A 16,964-nucleotide genomic window follows, 5' to 3' on the forward strand; every position below is an offset into this window, starting at 1 on the left:
AAGACGTGGATATTTCATCCACGTCTTTGTCTTCAGCTGCGAATTATATGAATTAAAGCTGACGCAGTTCTTGTTTGATTTCAGTCTTACCTTTTGTTTTCTCATCAATGTCTTTGATTTTCTTAGCAGGTGTACCTGCTACAACTGTGTAAGGCTCTACATCGTTTACAACGATTGCACCAGCAGCTACTACTGCACCTTTACCAATTGTCACGCCTTCTAGAACAACAGCGTTCGCACCGATGACAACGTCATCTTCTACAACAACTGGTTTAGCAGACGGCGGCTCAATGACACCTGCAAGAACAGATCCAGCACCGATATGACAGTTCTTACCTACTGTCGCACGGCCGCCAAGCACCACGTTCATGTCAATCATCGTACCTTCGCCGATCACAGAACCGATATTAATAGAAGCACCCATCATAATGACTGCATTATCACCGATTTCAACTTGGTCACGAATGATTGCCCCTGGCTCAATACGGGCTTTAATGTTTTTCAAATCTAACATCGGAATTGCAGAGTTGCGGCGGTCATTTTCCACGACAACATCTTCAATTTTATCTTTGTTAGATGCTAGCGCTTCTTGAATTTCGCTCCACTCACCGAAAACAACTCCAGTGTTTCCTGTGATGAATGTTTTTGCATGTTCACCAAACTCAATACCTTCTAAGTCACCTTTGATATAGACTTTGACAGGTGTTGATTTTGTACTATTTTGAATAAATGAAATAATTTCATTAGCGTCCATTTGTTTCATGTATGTATGTCCTCCTCTTAATTTATACTTCATTACTGTACCAAAGGAGTGTTTTAATGACAAGTGAAAGAGTCATCTCCGCAATGAAAATAAAACAAGCGGGACCGATTATCCCGCTTCTTGCTGGTGAAGCTGAACAAATTGTCTGCCAAAAGATATTAATTCGTCTTCTTCCTCCCCTTCTGGATTCAGCTCTATCTTAACTGAGGGCAGGACAATGTCACCGCCAAGCTCCTTCACTTTTTCTTCAATTAGGTCAACAGCTCCGCAAAAATGTTCGTAAGATGTATCGCCAGAACCAAATACTGCAAATGCTTTTCCCGTTAAATCAAGCTCTTCCATTTCTTCATATAAATCAATAAAATCATCCGGAAGATCGCCATCTCCCCAAGTATACGCACCTAACATAATGTGCGAGTAATCATTGAGCAGCTCGGCATCAATATCCATCGCTTCATGCCGGTCTACGCTGGCTCCTGCTTCCGTTATACCTTTTTCAATTAAATCTGCCATCGCTTCTGTATTTCCAGACATCGTGGCATATACCAATAAAACCTTTTCTGTCACTTTTTCTTCCTCCTTATCAATGAATCAATGCAGGCTCCTCATATGGCCTGACAAACTTACTTTCATATAAACCCGCACAGAAAAAGTTTTCGTTTTGATTGGCTACACGAAAACCATGTCCTTTGATCGTATCAAACCATTTGAGCTCTTTTTGCTCAATATCAAGCTGATACACTTTAGAAAATCCGTGTTCGTCTTGTGAGGTGGTCACATACACAATGCCATTATCCTCTGACACATCCAAAAATGATTCTTCTCTAGCAAAGGCCTGTGATTGAATATCATGCAGAATATTTGTATGTAAATCTAAAATTTGAACAGATCCTTTTTTGCCTTTTTTTGAACCTAACGCACAAACAAGAAGATGTTCATGACAGAGCAGCATAGAAGCCGTCATTCGGTGCTCCTCTCTGTTTAGAAGAAAAATCTGTTCACTTTGCAAGTCATACACCCATATTCCACCGTGAACCTCATGAATCTGTGTTCCAATATAAAGATGGTCACCTGTAGCACATAAAGAACGAATGACCGGCGGATGATTCACATGAGCAAATGGCTTCATAATTTCCCAGGAAATTCCGAAATCATTTGACACATAGATACTATGTTTTCCATGCGCACACACAAATCCATCTTTGCGTCCTGTAATAGACCAAACGACTGCATTTGTTGGGAATGAAGATAACGCCCATGTGTTGCCTTCATCTCCTGATCTAATTACTGTGCCATTTTCACCAACACCGAATAAATAAGGGCCAATATAGCTGATCGCATGGATTTTATGCTTGAGCTTAAACAGCTGCTGCCATCCGCTCTCCACATTATAGTGAAAAATACCTTCACGTTTTACAGCAACAAAATATCCACCGCTTTTAGATGCTGCAACGGCTGTTGCTCCTTTATGAAACATGATTTTCAACTCGTTTCTCTGATAAAGCAGCCCACGTTAAAAAGCTCGCAGCAAATTCCTGACAGCACGCCACATCTTCATCTGTATCCGGTGCAAGCTCCATTTTTAATGTTTCAGGAAAAACAGATGCACCCGTTGATTTCAGCATGTCATGGAATGTATGGACAGCCTCGCAAAACTTCGGATAGCTGTAATCACCCGATCCAAAGACAGCTGCTTTGATGTGGCTAAGTTCAAGCGAAGAAACCTCTTCATAAAAATCCTCTGCTTCATAAGGCAAATCTCCATCACCCCATGTATAAGAACCAATGAATACGTAATCGTATGAGGAAAGATCCTCTGCGTTCGTATCATCAAACTCCATCATCTCTGTATCGATCCCTTTTCCTTCAAGTGTTTGCTTTAAGATCGCTGCCATATCTTCCGTATTTCCAGACATACTCGCAAATGTAATTAGTGCTTTCATCTATCGGTCACCTCATCTAAATGATAATCATTTTCAATTATTATATGTACACTTTAAATGATAATGATTTTCATTGTCAAATGATTTCATAAAAAAAAGTACCTCCCTATTCCAAGAAGGTACTTACACCGCATCATTCTCAAGCATTTCTTTAACCACACCAACAAATGCTTGTACCTGTTTTAACTGAAAAGACGCTTCATAGCCTAGCAGCCATGTGTCACGGCCGATTTGCTCTCCGTTCACATCAACAAGCGGTGTTTTATAAACACTTTTTTCGTGGTCATATAAGGTAACAGAAGGCAAAATGGCGTAGCCGATGCCGTGGTAGGCCATTTGTTTACATGTTTCAATTTGGTCTACTAAAATCGTCTGCTTTGGAGACACTTTAAACTTTTGGTGCCACCAGTGCTGGATTTCCTGATAATACGTGCTGTCGCTTTTAAATTGGATAAATGGCCGCTCTGTCTTGATTAATTCATCTACGTCCTTGATCACGGAATCGACTAAATATAAATGATCTGTCATCAAGTATTCCTTTGTCCCCTTCCAATCAGGGTTACCGCGAATGATTCCTATGTGCACGTGATCTTCATACAAGCTTTTGAGCATTTCACTGCTCCAGCCAGTAACGAGTGATACTTTGGCATTTGGATATTTTTCAACATACCGTTTTAACACCTTTGGCAGCCAGTGCTGTCCAATAATCGACGCCACCGCAAGCTTGAGTGTACCGTGAATGTCACCCTCAAGTTCATCAATTCGCTCTCTCACTCGATCCTGTTCAACCGTCACCTCTTTTGCAAATTGAATAATCTGTTCACCTGCCGAGGTCACAGTCAGCCCCTTTTGTGAACGAAAAAAGATTTTGGTTCCCCATTCCTTTTCGATCGTCTGCAATCTTTGAGATAATGCAGGCTGAGAGACAAAGAGCCGCTCTGAAGCCTTTCTCATATTCAATTCTTCACTTAGCACAACAAGCATATGTAACTCCTGAAGCTGCATGGGCGTCCCCTTTCTCTCTATAAGTTTTTCTTATTTTATATGCTCATTATATAAATTTTAACTTATGAAGGCAAAAAAAATAAGCTGGGCTGCAGCTCATTTTTTTGCGGAATGAATGACCTCATTTAAGCGCTTTAATACAACTCGTCGAGTAAAAATGCCTTCAAAGACCTGCTCCTCATTTTCTACACAAACAAACCCATTATTCGTCACAGCGTGAACGCCTTTTAGTACAGGATCTGTTGTTTTAAGTCTCGGAATATCCTTCAGCATGACTTCTTCAACCTTCAACTGATCGAGCTTCTCGAATTCGATTCGTTCTAAACCGAAGATTTTATCCATAATCATATTCGTTCCAATTAACCCGTGTAAATGATAAGAAGCGTCTAATACCGGTATAGCTGTATATCCTGTTTTTGTTAGAACCAATAGGGCATGCTCAAGGTTATTTCCAATTTGAACATGTGCGACTTTATCTGCATCAATCATATGCTCGGCTACTGTGGACTCAAGCAATTGAGTCGGTTCTATCTCTATCATGTTTCTTCGACCCCTTTTCTCTCAATCATCAATCATACATTCCCCATTACGATTAAGCATAAACTAAAACGAATTTTGTCGAAAGATTTTTTCTGCATAAAAAAGATACTCAGCCCCCGAGTATCTAATAGAATGTTAAACCAATATTAATTCTCAAACCTTACTCTGTCATACAATGTGATCAATTGCTTATACGTATTGTCGTCGACATTTTTTGTTCCACATTCTATATCATTGATCTCACTGCTTAGTAATTCGACAGCATATTCCTGATTCAGCAATACGTTTAATAATAGCTTTTTCTCTTCTTCATTAAAACGATTTTCGATGACGCTCATTCAACATCAGGCCCCCTGTTTCATATATGCTTTTATATTGATTAGCAGGCTTTTGAATGTCTGCTTCCTCTCTATACAGCTAGAATAAGGAACTAGAATCGAATCGTCAACCGCACGTTTCGACAAGGTTTGGAGAAAAATGACGGAATTTATTTTGTGTATCGATTGGCATAGCAAAATGCTGCATATGAGTCAGGTTTTATTTTTGCTTCAATTCCCATAGCTGTGATCATTCCGGTCATTTCCTGAATCAGCTCTTTCGTACTTCCTTTTTTGCCAATATCCAGATGGGCTTCAAAACGAAGGTCTGCCCCTTCCTCAGCAAACGGAAGAAGCAAATCCATCAGTTCTGTTAAAGGCCCCTCAAGGATGTCTGCACATACCTTTTGGCTAAACGCTGTCTCTAATGAAATTTTTTCTCTAAGACTTTGCACAGGCCTCTTGATCACTTGTTGTGTGAGACAGCCCCATGCTCCTTTGCCAATCCGGTGGAGATGAATTGCAGTCATAAATGTTGTGACATTTTGATTGACCTGAGAGTCCGTACCAATTGATAACACATAGGCGGATCTAGGGTCTTTTCGAATAAAGTCTTTCATTCTCATGACGACATCAGAAAACGCTAAATGATCTTCAGAAAGATTGTAGAAAAAAGAATCACTCACAGAAAGGAACTCCTTTTTAATGGTCTCTTATCCGAAAAATGCGCTGATTGATCATCTTCCATTTGTACATATCATCTATGATGATCCATGTATGCTGCCGCAATAAACGAAGGAATCCTCAGAAAAAACATTTCATACGATTCAGCTTAGGATTGTAGAAGCTCAAAAATCTCAATCGAAATCATATCAATGTTGTCAAATGGGAAAGTATTTGGCTTATCCCCTTGTTGAAAAACAGTCAATTCAAACGTTTGATTCTTTTCGAAATACTTAACACTACATATTTTCTCACCGTTCACTTCGAAATAACGCTGTGCCGGCTCGTTTGCAGCTTCTGCTGTCTCTTGAAGACTTTGCAGCCTTGTAATGATACCCATTAATTGTGACATTCTAAAAAAAGACTCCTTTCAAAAAAACAACTCAAGATGAACCCGTATTGATTATACACAAGTCCTACAAAGCATCATACCATAAAGTGTTCTCAGATGATATTTTTCCTCTTGAATTCAAAAAAAGAAAAAGAATCTGTTTTTTTAGTTTGAGTCTTTTTTCTCATCTCATGCACCTTGATTTTTATAAACCGGCCGATCTCATCAGCCGTTTCGCAATTTCATCAAAATCTTCTTTAGAAATGCCCGGAGCAAACTCTTCCGGTAATTCTCTATAATCTGGCACAGGTGCACCTTGCGGGGTGCCCTCAATGACTGTCAGCGGCTTTCCATCAATCGGGTGGCTGCCTTTCCAAATTTTATTGATATCCTTGTAGTCCGTATCACTAAATGTGTACAGCTTTGTATGAACATTCTGGTCTTCAAATTTCCTCGCTGAATCAAAGTATTTGTTGTCGAGATTTGGGATTGGCAGCATCTTCCCAACATCTACTCCTGTAGCGACTTCAAGTGCCTTTGCATATGCCACAATATGCACGCCGCCTCTGACAAGTAAATAACCGATCATCTCTCTTGCTGTAGGATGGTCCGTCATTTCATATACGCGCATTTTGTGTGTACGAGCTCCGCATTCAAGAAAGAAATTATGGAGGAGATCAAGAATGAGGTTGCCACTTGAGAACACATTCTCTCCGGTCCAAGGTTTTGCCATTGAATCAAACGGATAGCCTGTTTGAGCTGTTTGAATAAAATGCTGTGTATTTCGTTTATCGACAGCTGCCTTCATCGGCGTCGTATCTGGATCCCCGCCATGTGTCGTTCCTGTAATCATAAGATTGATGGCTGTGGTCACAAGCTCGACATGACCGAATTCTTCAGCCGTAATACTGGAGACGAGATCATAAAACGGTTTGAGTTTTCGTTTTCCTCTAAAGTTAAAGGATTGAAACATGTAATTATTTAATGTGGACATTTCACCGAATTTTCCGCCGAGTAATTCTTGCACAGCAGCGGCACCATTTGCATCTGGGTGATCTGGCCTTGGCAAATCAATGAGCAGCCGCGTGTCACGTTTGATCATGATGTTTCCCTCCTACCGTCTAACTATCATCACTTAAGATGTATGGAAGGTTTGGGCTGTCCTATGCATGAAGGGAAAGATTGAAGCACAAAAAAAACTTGGCGGGGGTAGCGCCAAGTTTTTTGGATCTTGATCTGATAGAGGGGTTGGGGAACAGAGAGTAGCTTCTCTCTATAACTAAATGATAATGATTATCAGTTTCATTGTCAACCATTTTTTATTTCTTTTTTCTATCAAAAAAAGCAGCCTGCAAGGCTGCCTTTTGTTTACATTTCAGCGTGATAGAAAACTTTTGAAGTCTAGGAAGGACGAGTACCGGAGCGGAGCGAATTATACATTCGTGAGCACTGCACTCAGGACTGCGGGCGAATGCGAGGGTTTGTCTTCAGCCGCGTCTTCAAATTAATCCATCTTGCTCATATAAATAAGCATACGGAAGGTCTATAAACAAATACATATCTCCCTCTAAAGGATAAGAAAACGTACGTATCCTCTCACCGGTTTCTAAATCACTGTAAATATCGCTGAAAAATCCTTTTCCGCTAATTCTCATTTGAAGAATATTTGCTAGGAAATAAGGACGCCAGCTCCAGTTTTTTTCGATATACTCTGGCTGAAACAGCCATTCTTCTTCTTTTTTGAACACATTTCCAGTGATTTGAAAGCCTTCTTCATTACACATATAAATCCGGAAGCTGCAATCTGTTAGTTCGAGTGCCAGCTTTTGAATGAGCTCATCATTTGTACTGCACGATTTCTTTAAAGTCGTAACAGCTTGATGAATTCGTTTATAGAATGTTTCAGAATGTTCGTAGACCGCTTGCAGCTTCTTTTTCTCATGAGCAATAAATTGCTGGAATTCTTCTCTAAGCTGATCTTTTCGGTGGCTTCGGTCGATTAATTCTCCTGCAGGCTCATGAAGATAGAACCCTTGAAAATATCTCCCGCCATTTCTCCAAGCATACTGAAGCTGGAAATTTGCTTCAATATCCTCATAAATTAAGGCTGCTCCTATTTTTCTTGCAAGCAATGAAATGCTGTACAAGACATATTCATAGGAAGGAGATGGAGCCGATGCCTTTAATGCCTGTAAATCTATTTTTAATAAATCAGGTGAAAGCAAGGCAATCCGGTCCAGATTACTGCTTTCTTTTCCTATATTTGAGACGGCGATTTTAATCCCATATGTACGAAAATACGTTAACGTATGGTATAGCTGTTCAATGTCGCCGCTAAACGTATGCTCTGCAAACTCAATAACAAACCGGTTAAGCTGAATGCCCCGTGCTTCATATTCCTTTAAAAGTTCTAAAAAGCTTTCTCCATGATCCAGCATGAGGATATTGGCATCATGATTAATAAAAATGAGCAAATCGTCATCTGCAGTTGTGAAGAGATCAAGTGCTTGAGTCAATACTTTGTGATCTACTTCCAATTTATATTCGTCAGGAATAGATGAATCCATAAAGAAGGAGCCTAGGCTGACCGTTTCTGACTCAAGCTTCATTCTTCCTAGAATCTCATAGCCTATCACTTTTTGCTCTTCCGCACTGAATATTGCTTGATAGTGCGGGAAAACATCTTCAATATTCGTTAAAATATCCAATGGATCGACCATTTTCATCACCTGCTTCTCTCTTTGTGTGATTATACCACATCAAAAGCAGGTCTTACATCGTCAATCAAAATGGTGATTGGTTGAGCCATTGTCCCCCATCCATCGTGATACAATCTCCATTTATATAAGACGCATGCTCAGACAATAAAAAGCTCGCAAGCGCTGCAATTTCCTCAGGTGTGCCCAGTCTGCCAAGAGGAACACTATCTAATGTTCTTTGCGCTGCCTCTTCAGATTCCCATAGTTTATCTGCACCGCCTGTTCTCTCAATTGGACCTGGTGCGATCGCATTGACGCGAATTCGATATTGCTTCCCCCATTCCACAGCAAGCGTTCGAGTGAGAGACAACACACCGGCCTTTGCTGCCGCCGAATGCGCCACGCCTACACCAGCACCCCATGCATAGGTGGCCACCATGTTAACCATACTTCCTCTTTTCTTTTGACGAATCCAGTAATTCCCCACTGCATGGCTGCAAAAAAATGTACCATTTAACACAATATCAATGACAGCCTTCCAGCCGTTAGGAGACAGTTTTTCTGCTGGCACTAAAAAATTTCCTGCTGCGTTGTTAATGAGGGCATCGACATCACCAAATGTATCCACCGCAAACTTGACCATTTGGTCCGCATCATCTGGGTTTCGTACATCCATTTGGAAGTAAGCGACCGATCCGCCCTTCTGCTTCATTTCTTTTGCCGTTTTTTCCAGCGTCTCTTCCGTTCTACCAGTAATCACGACATTCCAGCCTTCAGCTGCCAAATGAGCAGCCATCGCCTTCCCCATACCGCTTGATCCCCCTGTGACAATCACTGTTTGTTTCGTCATTTGTTCTCCCCCTCTGTGTCATTTGAATGACTATTCATTCATTATTGTCTATCATATCATGATTGACCCTCGGTGCACCATATGGGAGATTATCCAAATATGATGCTATACTTAATTTTATTTATAAAGGAGTCTTATATGAAGCAGCTTTCCCGCAGACAATTTTTAAAAGGAGCAGCTGGTGCGAGTATTCTCGGCTTTTTGGCTACAAGTTGTGGATATGGATATGCCAGGTACATTGAACCGCGCATGATCGATACCGTCTCACTGACCATTCAAGATGCTCAGCTTCCAGCTTCATTTGACCAGTTTAAAATAGCCCAATTTAGTGACGTTCATTTAAGTGATACATTTCCTGCGAAGGATTTAGAAGCCATCGTCCAGAAAATCAATGCTGCATCTCCAGATCTCATTGTGTTCACAGGTGATCTCGTTGATTTTCAAGCATCCTCTGAAGAGCATGAAAAAGCGAAGGCTTATTTGAATAAGCTTCATGCTCCGTTCGGTAAGCTTGCCATCTACGGAAATCATGACTACGGACCATTTGGCGTGGAGCTTTATGAGAAAACAATGGAGGCTTGTGGATTTACTTTATGTAAAAATGATGTGTTTCTATTAGAAAAAGATCTTGCGCATATTCAGATTGCTTCACTGGATGATCTCATGATGAGCGTGCCTGATTACGATATGATCAAACGGGAAGTATCAACTGATTTATTTACATTACTGCTCGTCCATGAGCCTGATGCCGCATTAGAGCTGAAAACAACACCCATTAACTTGCAGCTTTCCGGGCATACGCATGGCGGTCAAGTGCAGCTGCCTTTCTATGGACCGATTCTCACAGCACCTTACGGCCGTACATATGTAGAAGGTTTATACGGCAGCGATCAGCACCGCATCTATGTCAACCGTGGACTTGGAACAACGCGGCTGCCGCTTCGGTTTTTAGCCAAACCCGAGTTAACCTTCTTTACATTGACATCTCGCGTGTAAATAGAAGCCAAACCGCCCTCTCCTGCATATGTATAATCAAAGATCTTTCTCGTGACAAATGTTAGGAGAAACCTTACGGGGCCTGATTCCGTCCATATAGTATGTCAAGTGACGGCATCATGGCTTCTTTTATTTGAGTAAAAGGAGTGTGCTTTGGTGCTGCGATACACGGTGAAAAGCGGGGAAACCCTTGCTTCTATAGCGATTGATTTTCGAACAACAACAGCTGCCTTAAAGGCTGCAAATCCGTCACTTCAAGCTCGCGAGCCCGAACAAAATGAGGTCATCATTATTCCTGGTTTGCCGGATCCTAATACGATCCCTTACCGCATCTTTGTTTCGATTTCAACGAAACGTCTTGTTTTGTTTTCTGGATCACAGCTTATTCGTTCGAATCCGATTGCAACAGGGAAAATTTTAAATATGACACCGACAGGTTCTTATTATATTGTCAACAGACAGCCAAACCCAGGAGGTCCCTTTGGCGCTTATTGGTTGAGCCTCTCAAAAATTCATTACGGCATTCACGGTACGAATAACCCGTCTTCAATTGGTAAAGCTGTTTCTAGAGGATGCATTCGCATGTATAATCAGAATGTCATCGAGCTTGCTTCACTCGTTCCAAACGGAACACCTGTGACCATTAGCCAGTAGATGAAATCAATTGTACGAATGATTAAAATTTTATATGATATAAAGTGGGATCTTCAGGTTAAGGAGCGTATTTATGGATATTTTTAAAAACAGAAATTTTGTTCGTCTCTTTTTTGCGGCACTTGCTTCGCAAATGGGGACAACAGTAGGCAATATGGCGTTTGCCTTTTATTTGCTCGACCATTTTAGTCATCAGCCCGCATATGCCACATTGGCTGAGCTTATGTATTCTCTTCCTACTGTCTTTGTCTTTTTTATGGTCGGTGTGGTCGCAGACCGGTTTGATCGTAAAAAAGTCGCAGAGAATTGTGATTGGATACGAGCTGGGCTGACGATTGTATTATTCATCGTGATTTATTTTAATTCACTGCCACTTATTTTCTTGATCTTGTTTATTCGAAGTGCCATTACGAAATTCTTCTATCCAGCTGAAGCTTCTCTCGTTCAGGCCATTTTAAATAAAGATCAATATGCAAAAGCCGCTGGCTTAAATCAAATGCTGTTTAGTTTATTTATGGTATTTGGCGTTGGACTCGGTGCCATTATGTATAAAACGATTGGTCTTCACGGTGCCATTACAATTGATTTAGTCAGCTTTATTATTTCAGGCATCCTGATTCGTTCATGTAACATTCCAATTGAAGCGCGTCAGCCAAATGGACAAGCTGGCTGGAGAGGCATGACCATTAAAACGTCTCTAAAAGATTTTAAAGAAGGCATACTGTATATTTTAAAAAATAAATTATTGGCTTCTTTAATTTTTGGCTTTTTTGTTTTCGGTCTAGTCAATGGCGCATTTGCCGTTCTTCCGATGTTTACAATGAAATATGGACTTTCACCAGACCATTTTGAGCTGCATACATCCTTCTTTACCATTGCGATCGGTGCAGGATTGCTCGTTGGAAGCTTAATGGGCTCTGTCCTCGCTAAGAAGGTAAAGATGCAATATCTCATGTCGATTCCAATTCTGGTCGCAGGTATTTTGATTTTTGTCCTTGGTTCTACCCATACATTATGGTTGTTTTATGTCACATCATTTGTCATTGGTACATGCATTGGCCCAGTCAACATTGTCATTGGCGGCTGGCTGCCTAGAATCGTCCACCCTCGTCTGATGGGACGTGTGTCAGGATGGGTCGATCCGCTTACTATGTTTGCTCAATCGATGACATTAGGTCTGATTGCTGTATTATTTCCAAAACTCATCACAAATGTTTCTTATATTTATTACGGAATGGGCTTTATTATTTTACTCGTTTTCCTTTTTTACTTCATTACACTGCCAAAGTTCAGCAGAGAAGCTGCCGACTTAGACGTGCAGCGTGAACTAAAGGGTCAGGGAGTTCAATAAGTAAATAGCAAAAAGGACTTTCTTTTCAGGAAAGTCCTTTTTGCATGGCTGAAACGTCCTTGATGTCATTTCCTCTGCCCATAGAATCTGTTTGAAGCCTGCATAAATAAATCACATATACCTCGCTTTACTAACCCCTCCATCCATTTAGCACCTCTCGTTTTGTTTTGTAGATCCATTTTTTCTTGTTTTTCACAATAAAACTCCTTTACATCATTAAACGTTTTATAGTAGGATAGTCAGGTTGGAGGTGAAAGAAATGCTAAAAAGTTACTATTTTATTCATACAAAAAATGAACAGGGACAGTTTGTTGTACATACAGAAGATTGTGCATTTTTAGGTGATGCTGCAAGCCGTACATTGATTGGCATGCATATGAATGGGGAAAGCGCCATGGGCGAAGCCAAACAGATGACGAATGAAACGGACTTTAATGGTTGTTTTTATTGCGCTTATTCTATTCATACAAAATAATTCATCTGCTTACATCATATAAAAAAATTTCATTTGAGAAACTACCCATTTTAATAAATAGGTAGTTATCATGAACTAATAGTTCACTTTATTTATATTTCATTCAGTCAATTCTTCTTATCATTCCTTCTATAGTTCAACACCCATCCCTCTCATTTTTTCGGCTGATACAATGCCAAGAATAAAATCATATAGACAATACAAGCTGTCCCTATCCATTGGAAAAGTCCGAATGGCTCTTTTAACCAGAAAACAGTCGTAACAACTGCTGCAAGGGGCTCAACACTTCCAATTAAGCTCGACTCTTTTGGTGATAAGTATTGCAAACTTTCTATGTAAAACCAAAAAGCGATCATCGTTCCAAATATGACCACAAATAATAAATAGACATACGCTTCAAAAGGTAAATGAGTGAGATTAACCTTCCATGGGGGATAGATCAAGCTAAGGGCGCCCCCTCCTATCAGCATTGCCCATCCGACAATCACTAGAGAGTCGAATTGTTTTAACAGGCTGATTGGATATAACGTATAAAACGAGAGTGCCACAGCCGATAATATTCCCCACATCACTGCCGCAAATGGAACGGTTAATGTTGAAATAGAACCATTCGTCAATAAGAAAAACATACCCGCTAAAGCCAATACCACTGTGACCAGATCTCTTCTAGTGAAGGTTGATTGCCTGCGAATGACCAAATACACGATAATCATAACAGGGGCAGTATACTGAAGCAGCGTTGCCACAGCAGCATTTCCATGTTGAATGGATGCCATATAAGTATATTGAACAGCCAGCATCCCCATTAGTCCAAATAGAAGGATTTGCATCGCTGTCCTCTTCTTTTGCCACACACCCATCAGATGTGTTTTTTCTTTTGTCATCACATGAACAAATAAAAGCAATCCCCCTGAGATGAGCAGCCGGACCGTCACAAGCCAATTGACATCAATCCCATATTGCTGAAACAATTTTTGTGAAATCGTTCCTCCTACACCCCAGCAGATGGCGCCTATGAGTACAAGTAAAATGCCCTTTCTCCTATTCATTTTCATTCTCCTCAATTCTCAACAAATCATGATAATATAGTTGATAGTAGTTCACTTTGTTACATATTGATATATTAATTGAACATAAAAATAAAAGAATATTGAGGAGAATTATGCACAACCATCATTTTCTGATTGACTACAACCTGAAAGAATTAACGGAGCATTCCACGACAACATGGCCTATTGCTCTTTATCATACGAAAATTCGTCATCATAGAAGCGGCTATATTCCTCTTCACTGGCATGACGAGTTTCAATTTGTCTTTATTTTAGAGGGTGAGGCTGAATTTCATATCAATGAAGAGACATTATATGTAAAGCAAGGAGATGGCATTTTCATCAATAGTGGCTGCCTGCACATGGCAAAAGATGCGAATGGGACGGCATGTACTTACATTTGTTTAAATGTCTCTCCCTACTTCATCACAGCGAATGAATTATTCACCACTTTTGTCCATCCTTATATGCATGCGAGCCAGACACCTTATATTTTACTCAACCAAAAAGATCACTGGCCTAAACATATTTATCAATGTATTCAAACCATTCAACAATTAATTGATGAAACTCCAGTCTATTATGAACTTGAACTCAATATTCAGCTCATCACCATTTGGAAAAGCTTATTACAAAATGGCTTCCAAATGAAACATGATGCGCGTAAACACGATAAAAATGAACGGATGAAACACATGCTGAATTGGATTCATCAGCATTATCATGAAAAGATCCTTCTCCAAGATATTGCTCGTGCAGGACAGCTTAGCCGCTCAGAATGCTGCAGATCCTTCAAAGACATTTTAAAGAAATCTCCTATGCATTATGTAAATGAATATAGAATTCAGCAAAGCCTCATCCTGCTTCAAGAAACGGATCTCACTATCACAGAAATCGCTTACCAAGTAGGAATCAACAGCACAAGCTATTTTATCAATCTGTTTAAAAGAATAAAAAATACGACACCTTTAGCATATAGAAAATTAAAACAGCTGGATCTTCTCCAGATAAAACAGGTAGAGGAAAACTGATGGAAGATAGCTTGTTTACTAAAATGCAGAAGGTGTTTTAGACCCATCATGAATGGCAATTGTAAATACAAGCGATTTTCAATGCCCTTGACGAATGCAGACTAGGGCATTTTTTATTGCTTTTTTTGTTCTTTTAGTTTCTTGAAAATCACAAATTGATAAACTCCAAATAATACGGTTAGGATCATAATTGCTGTAAATAATTGATCGACTGGAAGCAAGAAATATACGACAATAAAAGATAAAAGCAAAACAAAATAACCTATATTGAACGCTTTTTTGAATGTCATGATATTACCTCCTTTTTACAATCATATCACGTTTTAACTAACCGTATAACCAAGTTTCTCCAGTTAAAGCCCCTATCCATTTATGGACAAAAGCTTTACTTGTTTTAACACTTTTCGAGACTGTTCCTCTGACATCTCCTTTATGCTGTCAATCTGTTATCGATAACCGTAATCTAAAAAATTTACCGTTCACAGTTTACGACTTACTCATGCGACTATACTGATAAGCAAAAGAATACCAGTCAAATTCATAGCTGATCGTCTTGGGAACAGCTCTCAAATGATTAATGATATATATAGCCATACCTTTGAAGAATTAGAAATAGAATCAGTTGAAGTTTTTGCAGAGGCTATGAAATTATAATTTGGGGGATGTTTGGGGGGGATTCTAAAACACAAAATTTTCAACCCTCCCTAATCCCTTTATACCAAAGGTTTTCTTTTTACAATATCTCTATTTGCAATTTACTAATAAAAACGTATAATTTATACTAAGCACAGGAAGACGAAAGACAAAGGAGAGAAAAAATGGACGATTATGCTCATACTAAAGACATAGAACCTACAGCAGAAAACATCGCAAAAGCCATTTATACTGTTAACCGCCATGCTAAAACCGCACCAAACCCCAAGTTTCTTTATCTTTTGAAAAAACGCGCGCTGCAAAAACTATTGCAAGAAGGTAAAGGAAGAAAAGTGGGCCTACATTTCTCTAACAATCCCAAGTATAGTCAACAACAGTCCGACGTGCTGATTGAAATTGGAGATTATTATTTTCACCTGCCACCAACGAAAGAAGACTTCGAATTTTTGCCACACTTAGGAAATTTAAATCAATCATATCGCAATCCGAAAGCGAATATGTCATTAAACCGAGCAAAGCAAATACTTCAAACGTATGTCGGTTTAAAAGAAAAACCTGCCGCCACAAAACAAAAATCACATTACACAAAACCCGTCTTCAAACGTCTCGGGGAAAGTTATTTTTAAACAGAAAAAAACCACTCATACCGAGTGGTTTTTTCGTTTAGATAATAAAATGATCGACTTTTTCAATCAGCTGATGAATTTCTGGTTTACTGATTTGATCATCCGCCCCGATCGTTTCCCCTTTATGACGCAAATCTTCAGTGATTAACGAAGAGAAAATAAGAATCGGAATGGTATTTGTTAAAGGATTGTCCTTCAGCAGTTTTGTTAGCCGGTGGCCATCCATTTTAGGCATTTCAATATCCGTAATAATCATATCAATTTCTTCTGTGACACTGATTCCTTTGCTGACAAGGTCCATGACATGATCATATGCCTGTTTGCCATCTTCAAAGGTCACAATGTTTTTATAGCCTGCTTCGGTTAATTCATTTGTTAATAAACGCATGAGAAGCGGAGAATCTTCAACGACATACAGTTTCTTCCCTGTTCTTCTCTCGTCTTTCTCACCGTCAAACATATGATACGTATCAACACCAGAAGCGGATTCAATATCATAAATGATTTTTTCGTAATCTGGAAGGAAAATCATTTTTTCATCAAGCTTAATGATGCCCGTTAAATGACGGTCCATCCCTTGATTGAGTGCAGTCGGCTTCTCAATCTCTTCCCAGCTGACGCGGTGAATTTGTGATACCGTTCCTGTATGGAACACAAATTTCCGTTGGTTGAATTCAGTCACAATATATTTCTCTTGTTCTGACTGATCTGACTCGACATTAAAAAAGGAAAATAGATTGATGACTGGTAAAATCTCGCCTCGTAAACTAATCATCCCTTCTACATCTTGGTGAGAGTGCGGTACAACGGTCACCTCAACCGGCTGAATGATTTCTCTTACTTTCATGACGTTAATGCCGAATTGATTTGCACCAATTTCAAACTTCACAATTTCCAATTCATTGGTACCAGAGTCAAGTAAAATTTCTTGTTTGTTTAAAGCCACGGAAATCCCTC

At 39.7% G+C, this 16,964-nt stretch carries 21 protein-coding genes; 6 read left to right on the forward strand and 15 right to left on the reverse strand.

What is annotated here, in order from left to right:
* Window positions 1–52: 52 nt before the first annotated feature.
* The 12 genes from dapD to fadH all read right to left on the reverse strand — a co-directional run bounded on the left by dapD (window position 53) and on the right by fadH (window position 9,171).
* The gene (gene dapD / locus EV579_RS02320; RefSeq protein ID WP_008347987.1) at window positions 53–763 is read right to left on the reverse strand and encodes a 2,3,4,5-tetrahydropyridine-2,6-dicarboxylate N-acetyltransferase; all 711 of its coding nucleotides are present in this window, start codon (window positions 761–763) and stop codon (window positions 53–55) included.
* A gap of 108 nt (window positions 764–871) precedes the next feature.
* Window positions 872–1,330: a flavodoxin gene (locus EV579_RS02325; protein WP_024424724.1), complete on the reverse strand. Its 459-nt coding sequence runs from the start codon at window positions 1,328–1,330 to the stop codon at window positions 872–874.
* Window positions 1,331–1,346: 16 nt separating this feature from the next.
* On the reverse strand, window positions 1,347–2,240 hold the full coding sequence (locus EV579_RS02330) for a WD40/YVTN/BNR-like repeat-containing protein (protein WP_133743873.1): 894 nt from the start codon (window positions 2,238–2,240) through the stop codon (window positions 1,347–1,349).
* On the reverse strand, window positions 2,230–2,706 hold the full coding sequence (locus tag EV579_RS02335; RefSeq protein WP_024424722.1) for a flavodoxin: 477 nt from the start codon (window positions 2,704–2,706) through the stop codon (window positions 2,230–2,232). Before EV579_RS02335 ends, EV579_RS02330 begins: the two co-directional genes overlap by 11 nt.
* 123 nt (window positions 2,707–2,829) lie before the next feature.
* On the reverse strand, window positions 2,830–3,711 hold the full coding sequence (locus EV579_RS02340; protein WP_024424721.1) for a LysR family transcriptional regulator: 882 nt from the start codon (window positions 3,709–3,711) through the stop codon (window positions 2,830–2,832).
* Window positions 3,712–3,807: 96 nt separating this feature from the next.
* Window positions 3,808–4,251 (reverse strand): cyclic-di-AMP-binding protein CbpB, encoded by a 444-nt coding sequence (gene cbpB, locus EV579_RS02345; RefSeq protein ID WP_024424720.1) that lies wholly within the window; start codon window positions 4,249–4,251, stop codon window positions 3,808–3,810.
* 146 nt (window positions 4,252–4,397) lie between these two features.
* Complete coding sequence (gene abbA, locus EV579_RS02350) at window positions 4,398–4,589, reverse strand: antirepressor AbbA (RefSeq protein ID WP_003210802.1); 192 nt, start codon at window positions 4,587–4,589, stop codon at window positions 4,398–4,400.
* A 149-nt stretch (window positions 4,590–4,738) separates the two neighbouring features.
* Entirely contained in the window at window positions 4,739–5,254 is a 516-nt protein-coding gene (locus EV579_RS02355; RefSeq protein ID WP_024424719.1) for a ribonuclease H-like YkuK family protein, read from the reverse strand.
* Between the two features lie 146 nt (window positions 5,255–5,400).
* Window positions 5,401–5,643 carry a YkuJ family protein gene (locus EV579_RS02360; RefSeq protein ID WP_003212254.1) on the reverse strand — a complete coding sequence of 81 codons (243 nt, stop codon included), beginning with the start codon at window positions 5,641–5,643 and terminating at the stop codon, window positions 5,401–5,403.
* Window positions 5,644–5,827: 184 nt separating this feature from the next.
* The gene (locus EV579_RS02365; protein ID WP_024424718.1) at window positions 5,828–6,724 is read right to left on the reverse strand and encodes a manganese catalase family protein; all 897 of its coding nucleotides are present in this window, start codon (window positions 6,722–6,724) and stop codon (window positions 5,828–5,830) included.
* 397 nt (window positions 6,725–7,121) lie between these two features.
* Complete coding sequence (locus EV579_RS02370; protein WP_024424717.1) at window positions 7,122–8,342, reverse strand: EAL domain-containing protein; 1,221 nt, start codon at window positions 8,340–8,342, stop codon at window positions 7,122–7,124.
* A gap of 64 nt (window positions 8,343–8,406) precedes the next feature.
* Window positions 8,407–9,171, reverse strand: a complete 765-nt coding sequence (fadH, locus tag EV579_RS02375; RefSeq protein WP_024424716.1) for a 2,4-dienoyl-CoA reductase — start codon at window positions 9,169–9,171, stop codon at window positions 8,407–8,409.
* 138 nt (window positions 9,172–9,309) lie between these two features.
* Between fadH and EV579_RS02380 the strand changes: the two genes are divergently transcribed.
* The 4 genes from EV579_RS02380 (at window position 9,310) to EV579_RS02395 (ending at window position 12,647) form a co-directional block, all read left to right on the forward strand.
* A complete protein-coding gene (locus EV579_RS02380; RefSeq protein WP_133743874.1) occupies window positions 9,310–10,167 on the forward strand; it encodes a metallophosphoesterase in 858 nt (285 codons plus the stop codon).
* Window positions 10,168–10,323: 156 nt separating this feature from the next.
* Window positions 10,324–10,821: a L,D-transpeptidase family protein gene (locus tag EV579_RS02385; RefSeq protein WP_133743875.1), complete on the forward strand. Its 498-nt coding sequence runs from the start codon at window positions 10,324–10,326 to the stop codon at window positions 10,819–10,821.
* Between the two features lie 73 nt (window positions 10,822–10,894).
* Complete coding sequence (locus EV579_RS02390; protein WP_024426859.1) at window positions 10,895–12,172, forward strand: MFS transporter; 1,278 nt, start codon at window positions 10,895–10,897, stop codon at window positions 12,170–12,172.
* Between the two features lie 259 nt (window positions 12,173–12,431).
* Window positions 12,432–12,647 (forward strand): hypothetical protein, encoded by a 216-nt coding sequence (locus EV579_RS02395; RefSeq protein ID WP_024424712.1) that lies wholly within the window; start codon window positions 12,432–12,434, stop codon window positions 12,645–12,647.
* Window positions 12,648–12,799: 152 nt separating this feature from the next.
* Here the strand turns inward: EV579_RS02395 and EV579_RS02400 are convergent, their stop codons facing one another.
* Complete coding sequence (locus EV579_RS02400) at window positions 12,800–13,696, reverse strand: DMT family transporter (protein ID WP_133743876.1); 897 nt, start codon at window positions 13,694–13,696, stop codon at window positions 12,800–12,802.
* A gap of 113 nt (window positions 13,697–13,809) precedes the next feature.
* Here EV579_RS02400 and EV579_RS02405 point away from each other — a divergent pair, with 113 nt between their 5' ends.
* Window positions 13,810–14,727 (forward strand): AraC family transcriptional regulator, encoded by a 918-nt coding sequence (locus tag EV579_RS02405; protein WP_133743877.1) that lies wholly within the window; start codon window positions 13,810–13,812, stop codon window positions 14,725–14,727.
* A gap of 113 nt (window positions 14,728–14,840) precedes the next feature.
* Here EV579_RS02405 and EV579_RS18890 read toward each other — a convergent pair whose 3' ends face one another.
* Entirely contained in the window at window positions 14,841–15,017 is a 177-nt protein-coding gene (locus EV579_RS18890; RefSeq protein ID WP_166644676.1) for a hypothetical protein, read from the reverse strand.
* A 528-nt stretch (window positions 15,018–15,545) separates the two neighbouring features.
* Between EV579_RS18890 and EV579_RS02415 the strand changes: the two genes are divergently transcribed.
* Entirely contained in the window at window positions 15,546–16,007 is a 462-nt protein-coding gene (locus EV579_RS02415; RefSeq protein WP_008356877.1) for a YkyB family protein, read from the forward strand.
* A 37-nt stretch (window positions 16,008–16,044) separates the two neighbouring features.
* On the opposite strand, the gene EV579_RS02420 is transcribed toward EV579_RS02415, so the two are convergent.
* The gene (locus EV579_RS02420; RefSeq protein ID WP_133743878.1) at window positions 16,045–16,953 is read right to left on the reverse strand and encodes a chemotaxis protein; all 909 of its coding nucleotides are present in this window, start codon (window positions 16,951–16,953) and stop codon (window positions 16,045–16,047) included.
* Between the last annotated feature and the right edge of the window lie 11 nt (window positions 16,954–16,964).

Source organism: Bacillus sp. BK450, from assembly GCF_004364885.1.
Taxonomy (GTDB): Bacteria; Bacillota; Bacilli; order Bacillales; family Bacillaceae; genus Bacillus; species Bacillus safensis.

Coding starts and splice junctions, on each gene's coding strand:
- dapD (WP_008347987.1), bottom strand. CDS start 763: ATGAAACAAATGGACGCTAATGAAATTATTTCATTTATTCAAAATAGT.
- EV579_RS02330 (WP_133743873.1), bottom strand. CDS start 2,240: ATGTTTCATAAAGGAGCAACAGCCGTTGCAGCATCTAAAAGCGGTGGA.
- EV579_RS02335 (WP_024424722.1), bottom strand. CDS start 2,706: ATGAAAGCACTAATTACATTTGCGAGTATGTCTGGAAATACGGAAGAT.
- EV579_RS02340 (WP_024424721.1), bottom strand. CDS start 3,711: ATGCAGCTTCAGGAGTTACATATGCTTGTTGTGCTAAGTGAAGAATTG.
- cbpB (WP_024424720.1), bottom strand. CDS start 4,251: ATGATAGAGATAGAACCGACTCAATTGCTTGAGTCCACAGTAGCCGAG.
- abbA (WP_003210802.1), bottom strand. CDS start 4,589: ATGAGCGTCATCGAAAATCGTTTTAATGAAGAAGAGAAAAAGCTATTA.
- EV579_RS02360 (WP_003212254.1), bottom strand. CDS start 5,643: ATGTCACAATTAATGGGTATCATTACAAGGCTGCAAAGTCTTCAAGAG.
- EV579_RS02365 (WP_024424718.1), bottom strand. CDS start 6,724: ATGATCAAACGTGACACGCGGCTGCTCATTGATTTGCCAAGGCCAGAT.
- EV579_RS02370 (WP_024424717.1), bottom strand. CDS start 8,342: ATGGTCGATCCATTGGATATTTTAACGAATATTGAAGATGTTTTCCCG.
- fadH (WP_024424716.1), bottom strand. CDS start 9,171: ATGACGAAACAAACAGTGATTGTCACAGGGGGATCAAGCGGTATGGGG.
- EV579_RS02380 (WP_133743874.1), top strand. CDS start 9,310: ATGAAGCAGCTTTCCCGCAGACAATTTTTAAAAGGAGCAGCTGGTGCG.
- EV579_RS02390 (WP_024426859.1), top strand. CDS start 10,895: ATGGATATTTTTAAAAACAGAAATTTTGTTCGTCTCTTTTTTGCGGCA.
- EV579_RS02395 (WP_024424712.1), top strand. CDS start 12,432: ATGCTAAAAAGTTACTATTTTATTCATACAAAAAATGAACAGGGACAG.
- EV579_RS02400 (WP_133743876.1), bottom strand. CDS start 13,696: ATGAATAGGAGAAAGGGCATTTTACTTGTACTCATAGGCGCCATCTGC.
- EV579_RS02405 (WP_133743877.1), top strand. CDS start 13,810: ATGCACAACCATCATTTTCTGATTGACTACAACCTGAAAGAATTAACG.
- EV579_RS18890 (WP_166644676.1), bottom strand. CDS start 15,017: ATGACATTCAAAAAAGCGTTCAATATAGGTTATTTTGTTTTGCTTTTA.
- EV579_RS02415 (WP_008356877.1), top strand. CDS start 15,546: ATGGACGATTATGCTCATACTAAAGACATAGAACCTACAGCAGAAAAC.